Below are 19,069 nucleotides of genomic sequence, written 5' to 3'. Positions count from 1 at the left end.
TTCATCATTGCTGACGGACGCATAAATTTCAACACCAAGAGGCACTTTCGCATCGGCCTTGTCAGTTCGGAAGCCTGTGCAGAGGAAAGATGGTTCCTTGGCCACGAGCTACTCAATACAAGCATGCAGAATGATTATGATAAAAATTATTATCATCGCTTGTAAATAGGTTCTGGGTGCGGTAAAGATATCGAAATAATGATTATTATCATAATTAACTTGAAGGACATCGGCAATGCAGCTCGCAATCAAATGCCTCATCGGAGTTGCAATATTTGCGGCGCCCTGTGCCTACGATGCCGCTTCCCGCGAGCCGTCGGCAATCGCTGGGCTGGTCGCTGCAGTGTCAACGATTGAAGCCCGATCGGAAAGAGCTGTTTTTTCGTTCGAAGCAATGCGCCCGCCGCGCTGAAATGAGAATCCCGCCTGTCGATCAAGCTGTTTAACAGTCATCAAACAGGATTTGTAACTTTCCCCACATTCCAGAGGAAGAAGACAATGACAGAAGCAATCAATCACGGTCGCCGCCGCTTGTTCGGAACTGCTGCGGCAGCACTTGCAGTCGCTCAGATCGGAATGATCGGCTCGGCAACTGCACAGTCTGACAAGACCAAGCCTGGGCGTTTGCCTGCAATTACACCGGGCACGAATAACTCGTTTGATCAGCTTAAACAGATCAATGCGGGTGTTCTTAATATTGGTTATGCCGAGGCCGGTCCTGCCGATGGCCCCATTGTTATCTGCCTGCATGGCTGGCCTTATGACATTTACAGTTTTGTCGATGTCGCGCCTTTGCTTGCATCGGCGGGCTACAGGGTCATTATTCCCTATCTTCGCGGTTATGGCACAACGCGCTTTCTTTCGGACAGCACGCCTCGCAATGGCCAACAGGCAGTTGTTGCCGTCGATATCATAGCATTGATGGATGCGCTGAAAATAGACAAGGCGATCATGGCCGGTTTTGATTGGGGCGCGCGGACGGTCAATATTCTGGCAGCCCTGTGGCCGGAGCGTTGCAAGGCAATGGTTTCCGTAAGCGGCTATCTGATTGGTAGCCGCGAAGCCAACAAAACACCTCTGCCACCTAAAGCAGAGCTTGCATGGTGGTATCAGTTCTATTTTGCGACAGAACGGGGTCAGGCGGGGTACGAGATGTACCGGCACGATTTCAACAAGTTGATCTGGCAACTCGCATCACCCAAGTGGAATTTCGATGATGCCACGTTCGACCGCAGTGCCAAAGCTTTCGGCAATCCGGACCACGTCAGCGTCGTCATTCATAATTATCGCTGGCGGATCGGACTGGCTGAAGGTGAAAAGCAGTATGATGATCTGGAGAAACGCCTCGCCGAAGGTCCGCTCATCAGTGTCCCCACGATTACCATGGAAGGCGACGCCAACGGTGCTGCGCATCCGGACAGCAGCGCTTATGCCAAGAAGTTTACGGGTAAATATGCGCATCGGCTTATAGAGGGTGGTATCGGGCATAATTTACCTCAGGAAGCGCCCGCAGCATTTGCTCAGGCTGTCATAGACGTGGACGGCTTTTAATCCGGAGATTATCGCCAATCGGCCCGATACTTGAAGATATCGGGCCGAAAACTGCTCTACCGCCAATCCCTTGGACTTAAGCAGCTTGCACCTTCCGGGGACCACGAGCCCATGCCGGGAGCCAATCACCGTGCGCGGTAAGAAGGTCGTCCACGAGCGACCAAATCTGATCGAGATCGAGCTCCGCGGCCGTATGCGGGTCCATCATGGCCGCGTGGTAGATATGATCGCGGTTTTCGGTCATCAGCGCCTGAACGGTCAATTCCTGTACATTGATATTGGTGCGGATGAGCGCCGTGAGTTGCGGTGGCAGAGCGCCTATGTAGGTCGGCTGAATGCCTGAGGCATCAACGAGGCAGGGAACTTCCGCAGCACAATTGGCTGGCAGCGAGGTGATACAGCCATTGTTGCGCACATTGCCGTAAATGACCGATGGTTCGCCGGTCCATACGGAGTTCATGATGGATGACGCATATTCGCGGCTTTCAGTCACCTCAATCTTGTCGGCTTTTGCAAAGGTCTCTGCCTGACCTTTCCAACGTTCGATCTGCTCGATACAGCGCTTTGGGTACTCATCCAGCGGAATGCCGAACTTCTCAATGAGATCGTCGCGTCCTTCCTTGATGAAATAGGGTGTATATTCCGCAAAATGTTCGGAGCTTTCCGTGACGAAATAGCCAAGCCGGGTCAGCATCTCGTAACGCACCTTATTGGGGCAGCGCGGGTTCCAATGGCTGGGTTTTGGAAAACGTCCTTCACGGTAACCGCGAACGAGATCCGGATAGAGGTTGCGATAGCTGCCATCGGGCTGCTGATGCTCGAACTGGAGGTAAAAGGCCATGTGATTGATACCAGCGGCGCGATAGCGAATTTCCTCGATTGGAATATCAAGATCGCGCGCAAGTTCGCCTGCGGTACCTTGCACGGAATGGCAAAGGCCAACCTGGCGGATTGTCGGATATTTCTCGGAAATTGCCCAGGTGTTGATCGCCATGGGATTCACGTATTGAAGCAGAATGGCTTGCGGGCAGACGGCAAGCATATCCTCGCAGATGTTCCAAAGATGCGGAACGGTCCGCAGGCCGCGCATGATGCCACCAACACCAAGCGTGTCGGCAATGGTCTGGCGAAGGCCGTATTGTTTGGGAACTTCGAAATCCGTGACGGTGCAGGGTTCATACCCGCCGATCTGAAAGGCAACCACGACAAAGTCGGCTTTCTCAAGCGCGCGCCGACGGTCCGTATGGGTTTCAATGACGGCCTTGGCGTTGAGTGTTTTTGCCAGTTTGCCGGCAACGATTTCGCTCTCGGCCAGACGTTGCGGATTAATATCCATAAGCGCGATCTTCGCATCCGATAGTGCCGGGCGCTGCAGAATATCGCCGATGATGTTTTTCATGAAGACGGTGGAACCGGCTCCGATAAAGGTGACTTTGGGTTGTTTTGACATGGCAAACTCCGGGAGGATTATGCGGCTACCTCGAAGGCGGCTTTGACAAGCCGTTCAGTGTAGGCGGTCTTGGGATGGAATAAAACGTCGTTGACAGGGCCTTCTTCGACGATCTTGCCGTGCTGCATCACCATGACGCGGTGGCAAAGGGCACGGACCACTTTCAGATCGTGAGAAATGAAGAGATAACTCAGCCCGCAATCATCCTGCAGCTTGCGCAGGAGATCGATGATCTGTGCCTGCACCGACAGATCGAGCGCCGATGTCGGTTCGTCCAAAAGAATGAATTCCGGTTCGAGCGCTATGGCACGCGCAATGGCTATGCGCTGGCGCTGGCCGCCGGAAAATTCGTGCGGGAAGCGGGAAAGGATATTGTGCGGCATCCCTGAGCATTTCAGGGCTTCCTGCACACGGTCGAGGCGATCAGCGCGGTTCTCGCCGATCCCGTTGATGATCAGCCCTTCTTCGATAATCTGTCCGATCGACATGCGTGGATTGAGTGAGGAAAACGGATCCTGGAAGACAATTTGCATGCGCGATCGCAAAGGGCGCATTTCTGCCCGGGACTTGTTGTGAATTGGCTGCCGGTCGAAATAAATCTCGCCGCTATCCGTGTGCACGAGCCGGACAAGTGCCTGTCCAAAAGTCGTCTTTCCTGAGCCGGATTCGCCGACAATCCCCAGCGTCTCATGCTTGTGAAGTTTCAGATTGAGACTGTCGACAGCAACAAGCTCGTGCAACTGCGGCTTGAAGAAGCCGCCGCGTTTCAGCATATAGGTAACGCGTACCGATTTGCCTTCGAGAATGGCTTCGCAATTCGCGGGCATCGGATTAGCTTCCCCCTTGGGTTCAGATCCGAGCAAATGGCACGTATAGGGATGACGAGGGTTCGCAAAGAGCGCTGCGGTCGTGTTGTGCTCTTTCACCTCGCCATGCTGCATGACGTAGACATAATCCGAAAATTGCCTGACAACGGTCAGGTCGTGGGTGATGAGAATGACAGCCATTCCAAGCCGCTTCTGCAGATCGCGGATAAGGTTGAGAATCTGGGCCTGAACCGTCACATCGAGCGCGGTAGTCGGCTCATCGGCGATCAAGACATCAGGGTTGTTGGCGAGCGCCATAGCAATCATGACGCGCTGGCGCTGGCCACCGGAGAGCTGGTGCGGATACTGATTGAGCCGGGATTCCGGATCGGGGATCTGAACCTGTATCAACAGGTCAAGCGCACGCTTTTGTGCTTCGCGTCTGCTGATGCGCTGGTGCACGCGAATGGCCTCGATGATCTGACTGCCAATCGTATAGATCGGATTGAGCGAACTCATGGGTTCCTGAAAGATCATGGACATGCGGTTGCCGCGCAACGCACGCCGCGCACGGTTTGAGAATTTCAGGATGTCCTTGCCGTCATAGATAATCTTCGCCCCTTCGGAGATGACGGCGCGCTTGGTTAAAAGCCCCATGATCGTACGCGCAGTGACGGATTTTCCAGAACCGGATTCGCCGACGATCGCAATGGTTTCCCCGCGATAGAGCTGAAAGGAAACATCCTTGACGGCATCGACTATGCCGTCTTCTACCTTGAAACGAACCGCAACGTTGCGTGCGTCAATAACAGGGCTTTCCGGATGCGCTGCGCTATCCAGCCGCTGTTCAGGTGCCATGGTGCTTGTTTCATTTATCGGCATTGCATCCAGCCTCAATAGGGGTCAACTGCATCGCGCAAACCATCGCCAAGCGCATTGAACGCAAAGACGGTGACAAGCACGAAAGCAACGGGTGTGAGTATCCATGGGTAGGACCCAATGACGGAATAGGTTGCCGTGTCCTGCAACATCAAACCCCAGGAGATGAGTGGGGGTTTCACGGCAAACCCGAGAAAACCCAGAAAGGATTCCAGAAGGACGATGTGAGGAATTGCTATGGTGACGGCAACGATCACATGGCTCATGACGTTTGGAAAAATGTGTTGAAAAATGATGCGGCGGTCCGATGCACCCACGGCAAGAGCTGCCCGCACATATTCGATACGCGCCAGCGCCAGCGTCTTGCCGCGCACTTCGCGTGACATTTGGGCCCAGCCAAGCGCTGACATGACAATGATGACAAAGCCGAGGAAGATATTGGTCGGTGCCGTAACCGGTATGAGCGAGCTGAGTGCGAGATAGAGTGGTAACTGGGGAAATGCCAGCACCAGTTCGACAAAGCGTTGCGTCCACGCGTCAAACCTTCCGCCGAAATAGCCGGAGACCAGCCCTACCGTCGTGCCAACAACCGTAACGATGGAGACGACAATCAAAGCAATCATCAACGAGATACGAGAACCGTAAATGGCCCGGGAAAGAACATCGCGCCCGAACTTGTCCGTTCCGAGGAAATGCACTGGCTGCCCATCTGAAGTGCCAAAGAAATGCCGGTTCGTCGGGATGATACCAAGAAGCTTGTAGTCGAAGCCTTTAACGAAGAAACCCAAGAGGCGAGGGTTGTCATAGTCTGGCCCGACCACGGGTTGAAATGTCACCGGGTCAAGTTCTTCTGTCTCGGCAATAGGATAGGTGCGCGGCCGAAGAGAAAAATTGCCGTCCTTGTCAAAGAACCGGATAGCTTCAGGCGGTGCGAAGCCAATGTCTGTCTGCATGGGATCAACCGGCGCGAAGAAACCGGCAAAGATGGCCATCACAAGCAACAGGCAGACCAGAACGAGGCCGATCATGCCGGTCCAGGAGCGTTTCAAACGTCGCCAGACAAGAGCGATATAGCGTTCATTGCCGCGTTTGCCATTAACCGTTTCGATGACCAGAGGTGGTTGTTGAATTTGCATATGCATCACTTCATCTCCCCATATTGCCGCACCCGTGGGTCGATGAGGGCGAGCAGAAGGTCTGCGATGATGTTGCCGACGATCAATGTGGCTGAAAGCACCAGCATGAAGGTGGCAGTGACGTAGACATCGCCAACCCACATGGATCCGACGATGGCGGGACCGACGGTCGGCAGTGCAAAGATGATCGCAGTCTCGATCTCTCCGGTCAGCATATAGGGCAACACGACACCCTGATACATAATCAATGGGTGGAGTGCATTCGGTACCGCATGGCGCATGATGACAGCGCCCTCACTCAGACCTTTGGCGCGTGCTGTTTCCACATATTGGGCGTTGAGCGTATCGAGCAGGTTGCCGCGCATCACGCGCATATTGTAGGCGAGGCCACCAAATGTTGCGATGGCGACGACGGGCCAGACATGCCGGACGAGATCGACAAATTTGTCCCAGGACCAGGGCGCACCGCCATAACGCGGTGAATTGAAACTGCCGATCTCCGATACGTTGAAATGAAATACCATGATGTAGACAATGATGAGCGCCATCAGGAAGCGCGGCACGGTCATGCCAAGGAATGATATGCCGGAGAGCAGGCTGTCGACCCATGAATACTGCCGGGTGGCGGCCAATATGCCAAAACTGATGCCAATAATTGATGCGAGGATATGGCAGGTGAGTGCCAGCAACAGAGTTCGTGGTAATCGTTCACCGACCACGTCGGCAACCGGCTTGTTGTAGAACAGGCTGTGACCAAAATCGCCGCGCGTCACCATGCCGACCACCCAGTTGACGTATTGAACGGGTAGAGGCTTGTCGAGACCGTTGGCGACCCGGTAGGCCTGCGCTTGCGCGTCCGCAGCTTCGAAGGAAGCTCCGCCCTGATTCATCAATTGCGATCGGATGTAATCGGAATAATCGCCGGGAGGCGCCTGAATAATGGCGAAGGTAACCACGCTCAGCACAAACAACACCGGAATGGCAGAGGCGATACGCACAAGCAGGAATCGTAACATGGGCCGGTTCACTTCTCTTGTGTTGGTTTCAAAACGGGTATGAATGTACTCACACCATCGACTTGTTCGGTTGATGAGCCGGCCGCACATCAGTGCGACCGGCCAGCCAGAGTCCTTGGGAGGCTCAGTTCATCGGGCCGGGACCGCCCGGCTTTCCGGGTAATTGCTGTGGGTAAAGTTCAAAATCACCCTGCTTGTCCGCCTTGACGAACACGCGCTCGCGGATGATGGCGTCCTCGGCCCAGTTGAACATGAATATCGGCGCGCCGGACGGAATGTTGGAGAAGCGCTTGTTGATAACGAGAGCACCTGCGAATTCCGTTAATCCGACCGTATTCACGTTTGTCGTGTAGACCTTCTGGTACTGTTTCATCAGCTCGGTTCGTTCGGTGTTATCCTGGCTTGAGATGAACTTGTTGACGATCTTCACCATCTCTTCTTCGAAAGGCATCAGATCCAGCTGACCATTTTCCGGAGCGCGATGGTTCCAGCTGGTGCGGGGTCCCACCGGAGCCAATTGTTCGGTGTTCTGTACGACAGAGGCGAGTTCCGAATTGTTGCGCCAGATCATCCAGTCGAACCGTCCACCAAAATTGGCGGCATCGCGCTGGTTGGCATCCACGGCATTGAGAATGACGCGCAGGCCAAGCTTTTGCAGCTGACCGATCACGCCTTCCGCAAGGTTCTTGTCGGTGCTGTAGGCATTGTTCACCAGAAGGGTGATTTCCACATCCTTGCCGCCTGCTTTGTCAGGCGGAAAGTTGACAATGCCATTGCCGTCGGTGTCCTTCAGACCGGCCTTTGCCAGCTCTGCCTTTGCGCCTTCCAAATCAAATGGATAATAGACGGTGGATTGCCTGTCATAGAAGCTCGTTGCCGATGACAGCCCGCCGGGATAGATCGCGGTGAACGGACCTTTGACAAGCGCTTCGCCTAATTTCTTCCGGTCGATCGCCATGGTCACCGCCTTGCGGAAGTGCTCGTCACGATTGAGTTCACGAACGGCTTGACCGCGCGCATCGGGTGCGCCCCAGCCATTGGCCGAAAAGTTCATATCGAGATTGTAACCAATGAGGCGCGGGCCGAAAGCAAGCCGGGCAGGCGCGTTGTCCTGCGCGGCACGTTTCAGCGACTCCACAAAGTTTTCCGGCTGTTCGAGATTGGAGAAATCAGCTGAACCTGCAACCGTCTGGACATCGCGATCGGCCCAGGTTGAGAGCTTATAATGCATCTCGTTGACATAGGGTAGCTGATTGCCAGCCTCGTCCACCTTCCAGTAATAAGGGTTGCGGCGAAGCACGATGATATCGTCAGGCCTGTACTCGACTGGAACCCAAGCCCCCATAACCGGCATGTTCATATACTCAGGCGGGAAACCGTTTTTGTATTGATCATAGGTTGTTGCAGCGTATTTTGGGTGCTTCGTCTTGAGGATATGCGCTGGACCCGGGCAAAATGTTCCATAGGCCATGGCGTAAAGATACTGGCGCGGGAAAGCATTCTTGAATGTCCATTCAACGGTATAGGCATCAATTTTCTTCAGCGTCGTGCCAACACCAAACGTCTCCTGGGTTGCGCCATTGAGTGGTGAAACATTGGGATCAATGACATTGTCATCCCAATAGAACATCACATCATCCGCATCGAATGGCGCGCCATCGGACCATTTCGCACCCTCAATGAGATGCATGGTCAGGGTGTGGCCATCCGCTGACCATTCCCATCCCTTAGCCAGATTTGGCAAGGGCTCGACATCCGTTGCTTCAACCTGAAACAGCGGTGCGGTTCGCGTCAGACATTCAGACAGGCCAATGTCGATACCCCCATAGCCTTGCGATTGGCCGCCGATATAGTTCCAGCCTTCCGGCCGTCCGCCAATGACATGGCGCAATGTATCACCATAGACACCGATACCATCGGGCATATTTCCTGTTTTATAGACAAGCGGTTCTTTGGGTAGCCGGTCTTTGACCGCTGGAAGCTTACCCGCTTTTACAAATTTTTCGGTGACCCAATCAGGTTCGTGATAGGCGGGAAGGGCTTTGAATTCGAGAATTGCATCTCTGGAGACATATGAGATTTTTGCCTGCGCTTTGAAGGATGGCGGTTCCGGCGGAACTGTCGGCTCGGACGCCAATACCGGCAAAGCCAGCATTGAAACACCTATGGCGAGTGAACTCAAATAGCGAAAATGGCTCATCGTCTCTCCCTCTTCAATCTGGCCCGGCTCATGTCGCTACCCCGTCTCCTCCAAGAGGGGAAAGCAGCCGGAAAAATTAATTCACGCCTGTTTCATCAATGCTTTTTCTGCTCTCAGCTCTTCAATAGAGCGTACTGAACGGCTGGCGACGCCCTTCCATTCGCGCGTCGCTACCGTCTTGTGGCGCAGGCGCTCTTTCGCATCGTCAATGGCATGGGCATATTGCGGCAACCATTGCGCTTGGGCGACAATCATTTCATCGACCATCTGCCAGACTTCCTCAGGTGTGCACACAGCGCCGACCAACGGATCGTGCAGAACGGCAAGTTTCAAAAGATCAATATCGCCGCTGATTGCGGCATGGACGGCCATGCGCTGCACATTGATCGATGAAATGCATGTGGCCGCACACGCCTCCGGTAATGTAATGCCGGAGACCATATTGATACCAAACCGGTCGACAAATCCCGGCGATTCAATAATCGCGTCGGCGGGGAGATTCGTGATGATCCCGGTATTGCGCGTGTTGAAATGGCCTCGATAGACACGCCCGGTTTCCAGCGCTTCAAGAATATGGCTGGCGTGCTCGTTGGAGCGGCGGGCCGGATCAATGGGCTTTGCTGCGGCCTCCAGAAACTGCGGAAACTCGGTTTCGAACCAGTTCCGCGTTTCCGTCGAATAACGCAGATAGCCGCCAGTCTCACCATGAATCCAGTCGGACATGTCGATCCATTTGGCGATCTCTTCAGGACGTTTGCGATACCAGGGCAGGTATTCCGAGAGGTGGCCGTTGCTTTCAGTGGAATAGACGCCGAAACGCTTGAGAACATCAATGCGCAGCTTTTCCTGTTGTGAGAAAACGGGATGGGCTTCGAACGCGGCAATAAGTTCATCCTTGCCAATCTTGCGGCCGCGCAGGCGAATATCGACAAACCATGTCTGGTGGTTGATGCCCGAGCAGATGTAGTCAAGCTCATCCTTGGATTTGGCACCCAGAATTTCTGCGATCTGTTCCGCACCATGCTGAACGCCATGGCAAAGCCCTATCGTATCGACTTTGCCATATTCGATAGCAGCCCAGGTATTCATGGCCATGGGATTGGCATAGTTCAGGAATTTCGCACCGGGTTCCGCAAGCTCGCGGATGTCCTCGCAGAAATCGAGAATGACGGGAATATTGCGCTGTCCATAGAGGATGCCGCCTGCGCAGATTGTATCGCCCACACACTGATCTATGCCATATTTCAGGGGAATGCGGATATCGTCCGCATAGGCCTCAAGTCCACCGACCCGTACACAGCTTATAACATAGCGAGCGCCTTCGATGGCCTTGCGTCGGTCTGTCGTGGCTGTCACGCGCGTCGGAAGATTATTGGCCTCAACAACACGATCCAGAATTGCCTTGATCATCTTGAGGTTATGTTCACTGACGTCGGTCAGAGCGAATTCAATATCCTTGAATTCCGGCACGCAGAGAATGTCGGTGAAGAGCTTTTTTGTGAACCCCACGCTGCCAGCGCCAATGATAGCGATTTTGAAACTGCTCATGTCGACCTCGATCATTCGGAACGGATAAGAACAATACGGCGGAGCCCGGCTTTCAAGCGCGCTCCAAAGATCAGGTTTTTCCTGTCTTTCCCTCTTTCAACATTGGTCGCAAACAGTTCATCTGCTGTTCTTACCCAGCATTATGCGTATATTCATGGGAGCGACTAGAGAGGGATTATGCTTTTGAGGGTAATTTTGTGCTGCAAAAACTGATCGATACCGGGCATAGCATGAAGACGGTTTCCCTGCCGCGGGGGCGCCATACGCTTCATACCATGCCAACCAGCACCGGTTATGAAGTGCGCCGTGATGAAATCTATGATTGGGATGGCCGCAAGCGGGGGCAGACCCCCTTTACTGTCCTGCAGCATACGATCAGCGGAACGGGCACGCTGCGCTATGAAAACCGGAACTATAAAGTGCGGGAGGGTGAAACTCTGCTCGTGCTTGTGCCGCATAACCACCGCTATTGGCTGGAGAAGGGCGATCACTGGGAGTATTTCTGGATCTCGATGAATGGTGAGGAAGCGTTGCGCATTCATCGTTCGATTCTCGCGGCGCAAGGGCCAGTTTTGAGGCTACCAAATGAGACGATCCAGCATCTTGCCGATTGTAGCATGCGCCTGATCATGGATGCGGAAACCGCTGGCCGCGCGTCGGCCATTGCCTATGAGGCTGCCATGGCACTCTACGATGGCGTGTTCGGCTCGCACCCTGTTGACCAGCATGAGAAGACGGTCATGCAGCCGGTCATCGATCACATTAGTGCCAATCTCGACAAACCACTTCCCGTTGAAGAACTGGCAAATGTTTCCGGTCTGAGCCGTGCGCATTTCTCGCGCGTCTTCGCCGAGTGTGAAGGTCTGCCACCTGCGGAGTTTGTCCTGCAGAAGCGGATGCAGCGCGCAACGAAGCTTCTGACAAACGCAGCCTTCCTGCCGGTTAAGGAGGTTGCGATCATGACCGGTTTTGACGACGCTAATTATTTTTCAAAGGTGTTCAGGCGAATATATGGGGCAAGCCCGACTGAATTCCGCACGACTGGAATGTATGCCAGCATTCTGACCCGCATTTCTGACGTGGACGCAGAATAGTACTCAACCCACGAAGCGTGCCTCGTGACATGGCAGGTGGCGTTTATCGCCGGGCGGCGCTGGTTTTAAACGCCTTTAAACAGGCTACCGGCTGCAAGCACGATAAAAGCAACAAGCAGCAACCAATAGCTGTAGGCGCCAAGAACTCCCACTGCAATTCCAACCACCGGAAGCAGCGATAGCACGGCCAGTATCACCGCGATAATAAACACAATTTTCGTAGGTGCGCTCAGTTGCATAAAGTTTCTCCTTTTTGAAACCGTTACCTCGCAGATTATACCATAGGTTGTGGAAACGTGGGAGAAAACACAAAGAGCGTCAAAACATGAATGATTGCGACCATCCATTTCGATGCGATTTAACGACTTTTGCGATTGTGTAGGGAGCCATAAAGCAAAAGGCCCAACGCGGGAGGAGGTGCGCTGGGCCTTGATTGTAAATGCAGCAGGGAGGAGGTTGCTGCATTCGGCGTTAGGATTTCTGGGAGGAAAGAACCTAACATCTCCAAAATAGCATCGCTCAAATTTGGAGCAACATACAAAGTTGCATATTAGCTATGCAAATTGTCGCGTTGCGATTTGACGGGAATCAAAATGCGGCGTGTCCTTATGGAGTGTCGTGCTCATAATTTGATCATTCGCGTATTTGTGCCGATATAAAGAGCAGCGCGCTTTTCAGTTATGAGCGCGACTCCCTGATCAATTGATCGGATGTAAGCTACCTGTACAGTCCCAGTCAAATTCTATGGTTCTTGGCACGACAATTGCTTTGGCATTCCTGATATTGACCAATTGGGAAGCTTGCAAATGAACAGCAGATCACTATTCAAAATTCTTGGTGCGGCAATCCTGATGATTGGATCGCTTTGCCCAATAGGTACGGCGTCTGCCGATGCTTTGGCGGATATTGCATCCCGCGGAGTGCTTCGTGTGGCCGTCCCGCAGGATTTCCCGCCATTTGGCAGCGTTGGCACTGATATGACGCCGATGGGCTATGACATTGATGTAGCCAATCTGATTGCCGAAAAACTGGGGGTGAAGACGGAACTCGTCCCGGTGACAAGCGCCAACCGAATTCCCTATTTGCAGACAAACAAGGTTGATCTGGTAATTTCCAGTCTTGGCAAGAATGCCGAACGCGAAGCGGTGATCGATTTTTCGGCGCCTTACGTCCCATTCTTCAATGGTGTGTTTGGACCTGCAACGGTAGCAATCTCCAAAGCTGAAGATTTGGCTGGAAAAACGATCGGCGTCACGCGCGGTGCGATCGAAGATCTGGAGCTTACCAAGATCGCACCCGGCGACAGCGTCATCAAGCGCTACGAAGACAATAATGGCACAATCTCGGCATTCCTGTCTGGCCAGGTCGAGGTTATCGCCACGGGCAATGTTGTTGCTGCAGCGATTCTTGCCAAGAACCCGCCAAAACGGCCGGAGCTAAAGTTCCTGATCAAGAATTCACCCTGTTCTATCGGCCTGAACAAGAACGAGCCAAAGCTTCTGGAGAAAATCAACAGCATCATCTCTTCAGCCAAAACCGATGGCACGTTGACAGCAATCTCCCAGAAATGGCTGGGCGCACCTATCCCTGCCGACCTCTAAACCACGGTGTGCGCCATCATGCTTTTGCAGGATGGCGTTTCATTCATTCCACCGAGCGGGGTTCCGTTTTGAAATATGTATTTGATTATAGCTGGCTGGCGCAATATTGGCCGGTTTTTCTCAAGGGGCTCACTATCACTGTTGAGCTGATTGCCGTTGGTGCAGTCATTGGCATAGCGCTTGGCATCCTTTGCGCCTGGATCAGGAGCTTGGGTCCTCAATGGTTGCGGCCGCCCGTAACCTTATATGTCGAACTGATCCGCAACACGCCTTTCCTGATCCAGTTGTTTTTCATTTTCTTTGGCCTGCCGTCGCTCGGTGTGCAGATGAGTGAATTGCAGGCGGCCAATCTGGCGATGATCATCAATCTTGGCGCTTACAGCTGTGAAATCATCCGGGCTGGCATTCAGGCGACTCCGCGCGGACAGTTCGAAGCCGGGTCCAGTCTCGCCATGTCGCCCTTCGAGACCTTTCGTCATGTGGTTCTCGTGCCTTCGCTGCAGCGGATATGGCCGGCGCTCACGTCGCAAATCATCATCGTCATGCTTGGCTCGTCAGTCGTTTCGCAAATTGCTGCCGAGGACCTGACTTTCGCAGCCAATTTTATCCAGTCACGAACGTTCAGGGCCTTCGAGGCTTACTTCGTTTCGACTGCCATCTATCTGCTGCTGGCCATTCTCCTGCGACAGTTACTCGTTGTCACGGGCCGGTTGATTTTCCCAAGGAGGTCCGTCCGATGACCGAATTCACGCTTTGGGATATTGTGCGCAATCTTCTGCTTGCCATGCGCTGGACGGTTCTGCTTTCGCTCGTTTCGTTCATTGGTGGCGGGCTTGTTGCGACATTGCTTTTGTTCATGCGCATTGGCCGCGGGCGTTTCCTGCGGTTTGTAGCCAAATACTATGTCGAACTGTTCCAGGGGACACCGCTGCTGATGCAGCTGTTCCTCGCTTTCTTTGGCCTTGGTCTCTTTGGCATCAATGTTCCTGCGTGGCTGGCCGCCGGTTTCGCATTGATCCTCTGGTCTGCGGCATTCCTCACCGAGATTTGGCGGGGCTGTGTGGAATCGGTTTTCAAAGGGCAGTGGGAAGCGTCAGCCAGTTTGGGCATGGGTTACGTCCAACAGATGCGTTACGTGATCATTCCGCAGGCGCTGAAGATCGCGATACCGCCGACGGTCGGCTTCTCCGTGCAAGTTATAAAAGGTACGGCGCTCACCTCAATCATTGGCTTCGTTGAGCTGTCCAAGGCTGGCACCATTGTTACCAATGCCACTTTCCAGCCTTTCACCGTCTATGGGCTTGTCGCCCTGTTTTATTTTGCCCTCTGCTGGCCACTGTCGAAGAGCAGCCAGATTCTGGAAAGGAAACTCAATGTCGCTCATCGAAGTCACTGAAGTCCGCAAGAGCTTCGGATCGAACGAGGTGCTCAAAGGCATCAATATCGATGTTGATCCCGGTGAAGTCATTGCGATTATTGGCAAAAGTGGTTCAGGTAAATCCACGCTGCTTCGTTGCATCAACGGTTTGGAACTGATCGACGATGGCTCCATAGCGGTTGCGGGTGCGCAATTGCTTCCAGATGAGCTGCATCTCAAGGCGTTGCGGCTCAAGGTCGGGATGATTTTTCAGCAATTCAATCTGTTCCCGCATTTGACTGCGGGCGGCAATGTCATGCTGTCTCAGATGGTGGTCAAGAAGACGCCGAAGGCGGACGCGGAGGCTATGGCTCGCAAGATGCTTGACCGGGTTGGTCTGGCACACAAATACGACGCGTTTCCCGATGAATTATCAGGCGGTCAACAACAGCGCGTGGCCATCGCCCGCGCATTGGCTATGCAGCCCATCGCTCTGTTGTGTGATGAAATCACGTCGGCGCTTGACCCGGAACTGGTGGCCGAAGTGCTGGCCGTCGTGCGCGAACTGGCGGCTGAGGGTATGACACTTTTGATGGTAACGCATGAAATGAAGTTTGCCCGCGACGTCTGTAGCCGGGTCGTCTTTATGCATCAGGGCCGGGTACATGAAATCGGCAAGCCGGAAGAGGTCTTTGCCAATCCACAGACACCTGAGCTAAAGCAATTCCTCGGTTTTTCAGCAGAACATTGAGCGAGCTGGAATCTGGTATCAATGGCGCAGAATCTTGCTGAGGAAGGCACGGCTGCGGTCAGTCTTTGGATTGGAGAAAAATTCTTCCGGTGTGCCGCTTTCAACAATAGCGCCGGCATCCATGAAAACCACCCGCTGGGCAACTTTGCGGGCAAAACCCATTTCATGGGTGACGACCATCATGGTCATGCCTTCTTCGGCAACACTGACCATAACGTCAAGCACTTCGCTGATCATCTCAGGGTCGAGTGCAGATGTCGGTTCATCAAACAACATGATCTTGGGCCGCATGCAAAGACAGCGCGCAATCGCGACGCGCTGCTGCTGACCACCTGAGAGTTCCGATGGGTAGGCGTTGAATTTGTCGGCGAGTCCAACTCTTGCAAGCATTTCGCGTCCGGCTGCTTCCGCGGCGGAACGAGCGATTTTGCGCACATGGATCGGTGCGAGAGTGACGTTCTCCAAGGCCGTCTTGTGCGGGTAGAGATTGAAGGATTGAAAGACAAAACCAACCTCGGCCCGAAGTTCGGTCATGTCGGTCGCGGGGTCACCGACACGATGTCCGTCAACGACAAGATCGCCGTCCTTGGTGCTCTCGAGGCCGTTGACGCAGCGGATCAGAGTGCTTTTGCCGGAACCGCTTGGTCCACAAACCACCACCACTTCACGCGGTTCCACGTTGAGTGTGATGTCCTTGAGCACATGCAGCGCTCCGAACCATTTATTGACGCCGCGAAACTCAATCATGCCTGATACCTTCCTTGATGAAGTGTCGGCCAATTCTCACAATTGTACCTCGCCATGCGCAGCGCCCATGCGGCTTTCGAGCCTGCGGGCGAGCAGTATGAGTGGATAGCAGACGACAAAATAGCCAATGCCAACAATGGCGAACACAAGAAGGCCATTCGGCACCCGTTGCACGACAAGCCAGCCAACCCGGGTCAGGTCGGTCAAGCCGATTGCCGAGACAACCGACGAATCCTTGATAAGAAGCACATATTGCCCCACTAGCGGCGGTAGCGACATCCGCATGGCCTGAGGCAGCACAACTTGTCGCATTCTTTGCCAGCGTGCCAGGCCCGATGCAAGCGCCGCCTCGACCTGCCCGGTCGGAACAGCACGAATACCGGCGGCAACGATTTCGCAGATGAAGCAGGCAGCCAGATTGGATAGAGCGATGATACCGGCTGTGAACGCGTCAAGCTCAATGCCCAATTCAGGCAGAATGAAGAAGATCAGGAAAATCTGCACAAGGAACGGTGTGCCGCGTATCAGATCGACCCAGACACCAATGGCCCGGCTGATCAATTGATTACCGCCTGTCCTCAATATGCCGAGGGCAAAGCCGACAAGCGTGCCAACGACAAGGCTGATGAGTGATAGTGCCACGGTCATGCCTAGACCCCGCAGAGCCAGCGGATAGCTGCCGATAAGACTTTGGAATTGCTGCCAGATCATGTGCGGCTCCTGACTGACTGTTGGCCAAGCCACCGGCCTGACAGGGCTGCGAGGCCCTTCAATCCATAATAGAGGATGAGATAACAGGCAGCGGTTGTAATAAAACCTTCAGCCGGCATGAAGCGGTCTGAAGCCAGGAGCTGCCCGGCGCGGGTCAGTTCCGAGACCGATATCAGGGAGAGCAGCGCAGAGTCCTTCACCAGCACAATCGCTTGGCCAAGGAGCGGAGGAATTGTTACGCGGAACGCTTGCGGCAATACCACGAGGCGCATGCGTTGCATGTAGGTCATCCCCGATGCAATACCTGCCTCCACTTGTCCGCGTGAGATGGACAGGATACCCGCCCGAATAATCTCGGCGATATAGGCGCCGCTGTTCAACGATAGAGCGAGGATACCGACAACGAGTTCCGGCAATACAATGCCAAGTCGTGGCAGGCCAAAGTAGAGGAAATAAAGCTGTGCCAGCAGAGGCGTTGCGCGAATGGCATCGATATAAATCTTTGCGGGGACATTGGCTAAGCGCGAGCGCTGCAAATTCATGGCGCAAAGAATTATTCCGACAGCAAGAGCACCGGCGAAGGAAACAATCGACAGCCAAAGCGTCGCGAGGAAGCCGTGGCCGAACAGCGGCAGGTATTCGACGATGGTGCGAAAGCTGAAATTTTCAAGCATGTCCGGGATGATCCCTCAGGCGACCGTGCGAATAGTGATCCGGCAGGTGGGTGACCGTAGGCGGCTTTAACGAACCGGCTACGACCACCCAAACCTATCCATGCCTAGTGATCTTTTTTCCAGGCATCGGATTCGACCCAATAATCCAGGTTTTTCTGGAGACGGCCATCGATTGCTACCTGATCGAGAAACAGGTTCATCCAGATAAGAAGGTCCTGTTCATCGTAGCGGGTGGCAAATGCCAGCGGCTCTTTCGACAGCAGTTCCGGCATCACGGTGAACGTTCCGGCCGGATAGGCGGCGGATTGGCCCTTTACAGCTGAGACGTCGTTGACGCCGCAATCGGCCTGACCATTGTTAACCGCATCGAGCAGGAGCGGACCGCCACCCTTGTAGCTTTTGATGTCAGCATCCGGGAAGGTCGCCTTGGCTACCTTTTCGCCGGTAGCGCCGAGCAGAACGGCGATTTTGGTGCCTGCTGCCTTGCAGGAGTCGATCGTCGTGAACTTGCTCCCCGCCTTTGCGAAGACGGTGCTGCCCGTGAACATGAAGGGTTTGGTAAAAGCGACTTTCATGGCGCGCGGCAGGGTCGGGGTCATGTCTGCGACAAGCAGATCGGCCTTCCCTGACAGAAGCGCCGGAATAAGACCATCCCAATCAAAGTCGAGAAAGCTGATCTTTACGCCCATTTCCTTTGCCATCAGCTCGGCAAGCTCCACGGAACTGCCGGTGCGCTTGCCTGCCTGATCAACCATGGAAAAGGGAGGGCCCTGCGTCTGTACCGCAACACGCAATTCCCCGCGCTTGACGATATCATCCAGCGTTCCGGCATTTGCAGTGCTGGCCGCAGTGAGCATCGCAAGACCTGCGATAACCAGTTTGGCAACCTTCATTCTCTGTTCCTCCTCGTTATATGCCCCGCCTATTTTTAGGCGTTATTGGTATAGTCCGACCTCCTCGGACGGGATCTTCCAACTCAATCATTCAACAGGCGTTGGGTCGGGACCTTCCGACCAGCAGCCTTCCGGCAAGGTCACCCATTTATTGCATGACGCCATGACCACGAAGGTTTCGGTGCGAACGATCTCTCCCAGATCGCCGACCGCGGGAATCAATTCACTTGTGACGCGGTAAAGATCAGCGACATCCCCGGCAACGACAACCTCGACAATGATATCGAACCGTCCTGTCACCACGGATGCGGAACTCACAAAGGGTAATTCCGCAATGCGCCGCGCAATCTCGCGGGCTCGGCCACGCCCTTGTGCATTGACGCCGACAATCGCCGAGATCAATTCCGGCCGCTCGGTCAGATTGAGCGACCCTGTAATCTTGAGAAGATCCCGGTCAAGCAGGTTGCGCAGACGGGTCCGCACCGTGGGTACGGATATCTCCATCATCTCGGCAAGCCGCGTAATGGCGAGCTGCCCATCCTGTGAAAGCAGTTTGACGAGCCGACGATCGGTCTGGTCGAGATGATCCCGCAAATGGGCTGACTTTCATGAGTGGAAAAAAATGAAGAAAATTCTTTCTGATATAAAACATCCT

General features: G+C 54.0%; 18 protein-coding genes. 6 read left to right on the top strand and 12 right to left on the bottom strand.

Translation table 11 applies throughout. The annotated features are described in order from the left end of the window. Positions 1 to 498 precede the first annotated feature (498 nt). Positions 499 to 1,551 (top strand): alpha/beta fold hydrolase, encoded by a 1,053-nt coding sequence (locus BLU05_RS15195; protein WP_091881436.1) that lies wholly within the window; start codon positions 499 to 501, stop codon positions 1,549 to 1,551. Positions 1,552 to 1,627: 76 nt separating this feature from the next. Here the strand turns inward: BLU05_RS15195 and BLU05_RS15190 are convergent, their stop codons facing one another. From BLU05_RS15190 to BLU05_RS15165, 6 genes are all read right to left on the bottom strand, one after another. Beyond that, entirely contained in the window at positions 1,628 to 3,001 is a 1,374-nt protein-coding gene (locus BLU05_RS15190) for an alpha-glucosidase/alpha-galactosidase (RefSeq protein WP_091881433.1), read from the bottom strand. A gap of 17 nt (positions 3,002 to 3,018) precedes the next feature. Then, positions 3,019 to 4,665 carry an ABC transporter ATP-binding protein gene (locus BLU05_RS15185; RefSeq protein ID WP_244518366.1) on the bottom strand — a complete coding sequence of 549 codons (1,647 nt, stop codon included), beginning with the start codon at positions 4,663 to 4,665 and terminating at the stop codon, positions 3,019 to 3,021. A gap of 35 nt (positions 4,666 to 4,700) precedes the next feature. After that, entirely contained in the window at positions 4,701 to 5,828 is a 1,128-nt protein-coding gene (locus BLU05_RS15180) for an ABC transporter permease (protein WP_091881428.1), read from the bottom strand. Further along, positions 5,828 to 6,838, bottom strand: coding sequence for an ABC transporter permease (locus BLU05_RS15175; protein ID WP_091881425.1), 1,011 nt, complete (start codon positions 6,836 to 6,838; stop codon positions 5,828 to 5,830). The genes BLU05_RS15180 and BLU05_RS15175 overlap by 1 nt, the downstream gene beginning before the upstream one ends. Positions 6,839 to 6,962: 124 nt before the next feature. After that, a complete protein-coding gene (locus BLU05_RS15170) occupies positions 6,963 to 9,038 on the bottom strand; it encodes an ABC transporter substrate-binding protein (protein ID WP_091881423.1) in 2,076 nt (691 codons plus the stop codon). An 81-nt stretch (positions 9,039 to 9,119) separates the two neighbouring features. Beyond that, entirely contained in the window at positions 9,120 to 10,586 is a 1,467-nt protein-coding gene (locus BLU05_RS15165; RefSeq protein ID WP_244518365.1) for an alpha-glucosidase/alpha-galactosidase, read from the bottom strand. A gap of 230 nt (positions 10,587 to 10,816) precedes the next feature. On the opposite strand from BLU05_RS15165, the gene BLU05_RS15160 reads away from it, so the two are divergent. Next, complete coding sequence (locus BLU05_RS15160; RefSeq protein WP_091882296.1) at positions 10,817 to 11,680, top strand: AraC family transcriptional regulator; 864 nt, start codon at positions 10,817 to 10,819, stop codon at positions 11,678 to 11,680. A 65-nt stretch (positions 11,681 to 11,745) separates the two neighbouring features. On the opposite strand, the gene BLU05_RS26230 is transcribed toward BLU05_RS15160, so the two are convergent. After that, positions 11,746 to 11,919 carry a hypothetical protein gene (locus tag BLU05_RS26230; RefSeq protein ID WP_091881418.1) on the bottom strand — a complete coding sequence of 58 codons (174 nt, stop codon included), beginning with the start codon at positions 11,917 to 11,919 and terminating at the stop codon, positions 11,746 to 11,748. A gap of 612 nt (positions 11,920 to 12,531) precedes the next feature. Here BLU05_RS26230 and BLU05_RS15150 point away from each other — a divergent pair. From BLU05_RS15150 to BLU05_RS15135, 4 genes are all read left to right on the top strand, one after another. Beyond that, entirely contained in the window at positions 12,532 to 13,281 is a 750-nt protein-coding gene (locus tag BLU05_RS15150; RefSeq protein WP_091882293.1) for a transporter substrate-binding domain-containing protein, read from the top strand. 68 nt (positions 13,282 to 13,349) lie between these two features. Next, positions 13,350 to 14,021 carry an amino acid ABC transporter permease gene (locus BLU05_RS15145; RefSeq protein WP_091882290.1) on the top strand — a complete coding sequence of 224 codons (672 nt, stop codon included), beginning with the start codon at positions 13,350 to 13,352 and terminating at the stop codon, positions 14,019 to 14,021. Continuing rightward, positions 14,018 to 14,677 carry an amino acid ABC transporter permease gene (locus BLU05_RS15140; protein WP_091881415.1) on the top strand — a complete coding sequence of 220 codons (660 nt, stop codon included), beginning with the start codon at positions 14,018 to 14,020 and terminating at the stop codon, positions 14,675 to 14,677. Before BLU05_RS15145 ends, BLU05_RS15140 begins: the two co-directional genes overlap by 4 nt. Next, positions 14,655 to 15,389: an amino acid ABC transporter ATP-binding protein gene (locus BLU05_RS15135; protein WP_091881413.1), complete on the top strand. Its 735-nt coding sequence runs from the start codon at positions 14,655 to 14,657 to the stop codon at positions 15,387 to 15,389. The genes BLU05_RS15140 and BLU05_RS15135 overlap by 23 nt, the downstream gene beginning before the upstream one ends. A gap of 18 nt (positions 15,390 to 15,407) precedes the next feature. On the opposite strand, the gene BLU05_RS15130 is transcribed toward BLU05_RS15135, so the two are convergent. The 5 genes from BLU05_RS15130 to BLU05_RS15110 form a co-directional block, all read right to left on the bottom strand. Beyond that, positions 15,408 to 16,136, bottom strand: coding sequence for an amino acid ABC transporter ATP-binding protein (locus BLU05_RS15130; protein ID WP_091881410.1), 729 nt, complete (start codon positions 16,134 to 16,136; stop codon positions 15,408 to 15,410). Between the two features lie 36 nt (positions 16,137 to 16,172). Beyond that, the gene (locus tag BLU05_RS15125) at positions 16,173 to 16,847 is read right to left on the bottom strand and encodes an amino acid ABC transporter permease (RefSeq protein ID WP_091881408.1); all 675 of its coding nucleotides are present in this window, start codon (positions 16,845 to 16,847) and stop codon (positions 16,173 to 16,175) included. Continuing rightward, entirely contained in the window at positions 16,844 to 17,521 is a 678-nt protein-coding gene (locus BLU05_RS15120; RefSeq protein WP_091881406.1) for an amino acid ABC transporter permease, read from the bottom strand. The genes BLU05_RS15125 and BLU05_RS15120 overlap by 4 nt, the downstream gene beginning before the upstream one ends. Positions 17,522 to 17,625: 104 nt before the next feature. After that, entirely contained in the window at positions 17,626 to 18,414 is a 789-nt protein-coding gene (locus BLU05_RS15115) for an ABC transporter substrate-binding protein (RefSeq protein WP_091881404.1), read from the bottom strand. 87 nt (positions 18,415 to 18,501) lie between these two features. Continuing rightward, positions 18,502 to 19,008 carry an Lrp/AsnC family transcriptional regulator gene (locus BLU05_RS15110; RefSeq protein WP_091881401.1) on the bottom strand — a complete coding sequence of 169 codons (507 nt, stop codon included), beginning with the start codon at positions 19,006 to 19,008 and terminating at the stop codon, positions 18,502 to 18,504. Positions 19,009 to 19,069: the final 61 nt, after the last annotated feature.

It is taken from the genome of Phyllobacterium sp. OV277 (genome assembly GCF_900104355.1).
Lineage (GTDB): Bacteria > Pseudomonadota > Alphaproteobacteria > Rhizobiales > Rhizobiaceae > Phyllobacterium.
This window is presented reverse-complemented; position numbering and strand designations above follow the sequence as displayed.

Excerpts from the sequence above, each read along its gene's own strand:
- BLU05_RS15195 (WP_091881436.1), top strand. The coding sequence starts at position 499 with ATGACAGAAGCAATCAATCACGGTCGCCGCCGCTTGTTCGGAACTGCT.
- BLU05_RS15190 (WP_091881433.1), bottom strand. The coding sequence starts at position 3,001 with ATGTCAAAACAACCCAAAGTCACCTTTATCGGAGCCGGTTCCACCGTC.
- BLU05_RS15185 (WP_244518366.1), bottom strand. The coding sequence starts at position 4,665 with ATGGCACCTGAACAGCGGCTGGATAGCGCAGCGCATCCGGAAAGCCCT.
- BLU05_RS15180 (WP_091881428.1), bottom strand. The coding sequence starts at position 5,828 with ATGCATATGCAAATTCAACAACCACCTCTGGTCATCGAAACGGTTAAT.
- BLU05_RS15175 (WP_091881425.1), bottom strand. The coding sequence starts at position 6,838 with ATGTTACGATTCCTGCTTGTGCGTATCGCCTCTGCCATTCCGGTGTTG.
- BLU05_RS15170 (WP_091881423.1), bottom strand. The coding sequence starts at position 9,038 with ATGAGCCATTTTCGCTATTTGAGTTCACTCGCCATAGGTGTTTCAATG.
- BLU05_RS15165 (WP_244518365.1), bottom strand. The coding sequence starts at position 10,586 with ATGAGCAGTTTCAAAATCGCTATCATTGGCGCTGGCAGCGTGGGGTTC.
- BLU05_RS15160 (WP_091882296.1), top strand. The coding sequence starts at position 10,817 with ATGAAGACGGTTTCCCTGCCGCGGGGGCGCCATACGCTTCATACCATG.
- BLU05_RS26230 (WP_091881418.1), bottom strand. The coding sequence starts at position 11,919 with ATGCAACTGAGCGCACCTACGAAAATTGTGTTTATTATCGCGGTGATA.
- BLU05_RS15150 (WP_091882293.1), top strand. The coding sequence starts at position 12,532 with ATGATTGGATCGCTTTGCCCAATAGGTACGGCGTCTGCCGATGCTTTG.
- BLU05_RS15140 (WP_091881415.1), top strand. The coding sequence starts at position 14,018 with ATGACCGAATTCACGCTTTGGGATATTGTGCGCAATCTTCTGCTTGCC.
- BLU05_RS15135 (WP_091881413.1), top strand. The coding sequence starts at position 14,655 with ATGTCGCTCATCGAAGTCACTGAAGTCCGCAAGAGCTTCGGATCGAAC.
- BLU05_RS15130 (WP_091881410.1), bottom strand. The coding sequence starts at position 16,136 with ATGATTGAGTTTCGCGGCGTCAATAAATGGTTCGGAGCGCTGCATGTG.
- BLU05_RS15125 (WP_091881408.1), bottom strand. The coding sequence starts at position 16,847 with ATGATCTGGCAGCAATTCCAAAGTCTTATCGGCAGCTATCCGCTGGCT.
- BLU05_RS15120 (WP_091881406.1), bottom strand. The coding sequence starts at position 17,521 with ATGCTTGAAAATTTCAGCTTTCGCACCATCGTCGAATACCTGCCGCTG.
- BLU05_RS15115 (WP_091881404.1), bottom strand. The coding sequence starts at position 18,414 with ATGAAGGTTGCCAAACTGGTTATCGCAGGTCTTGCGATGCTCACTGCG.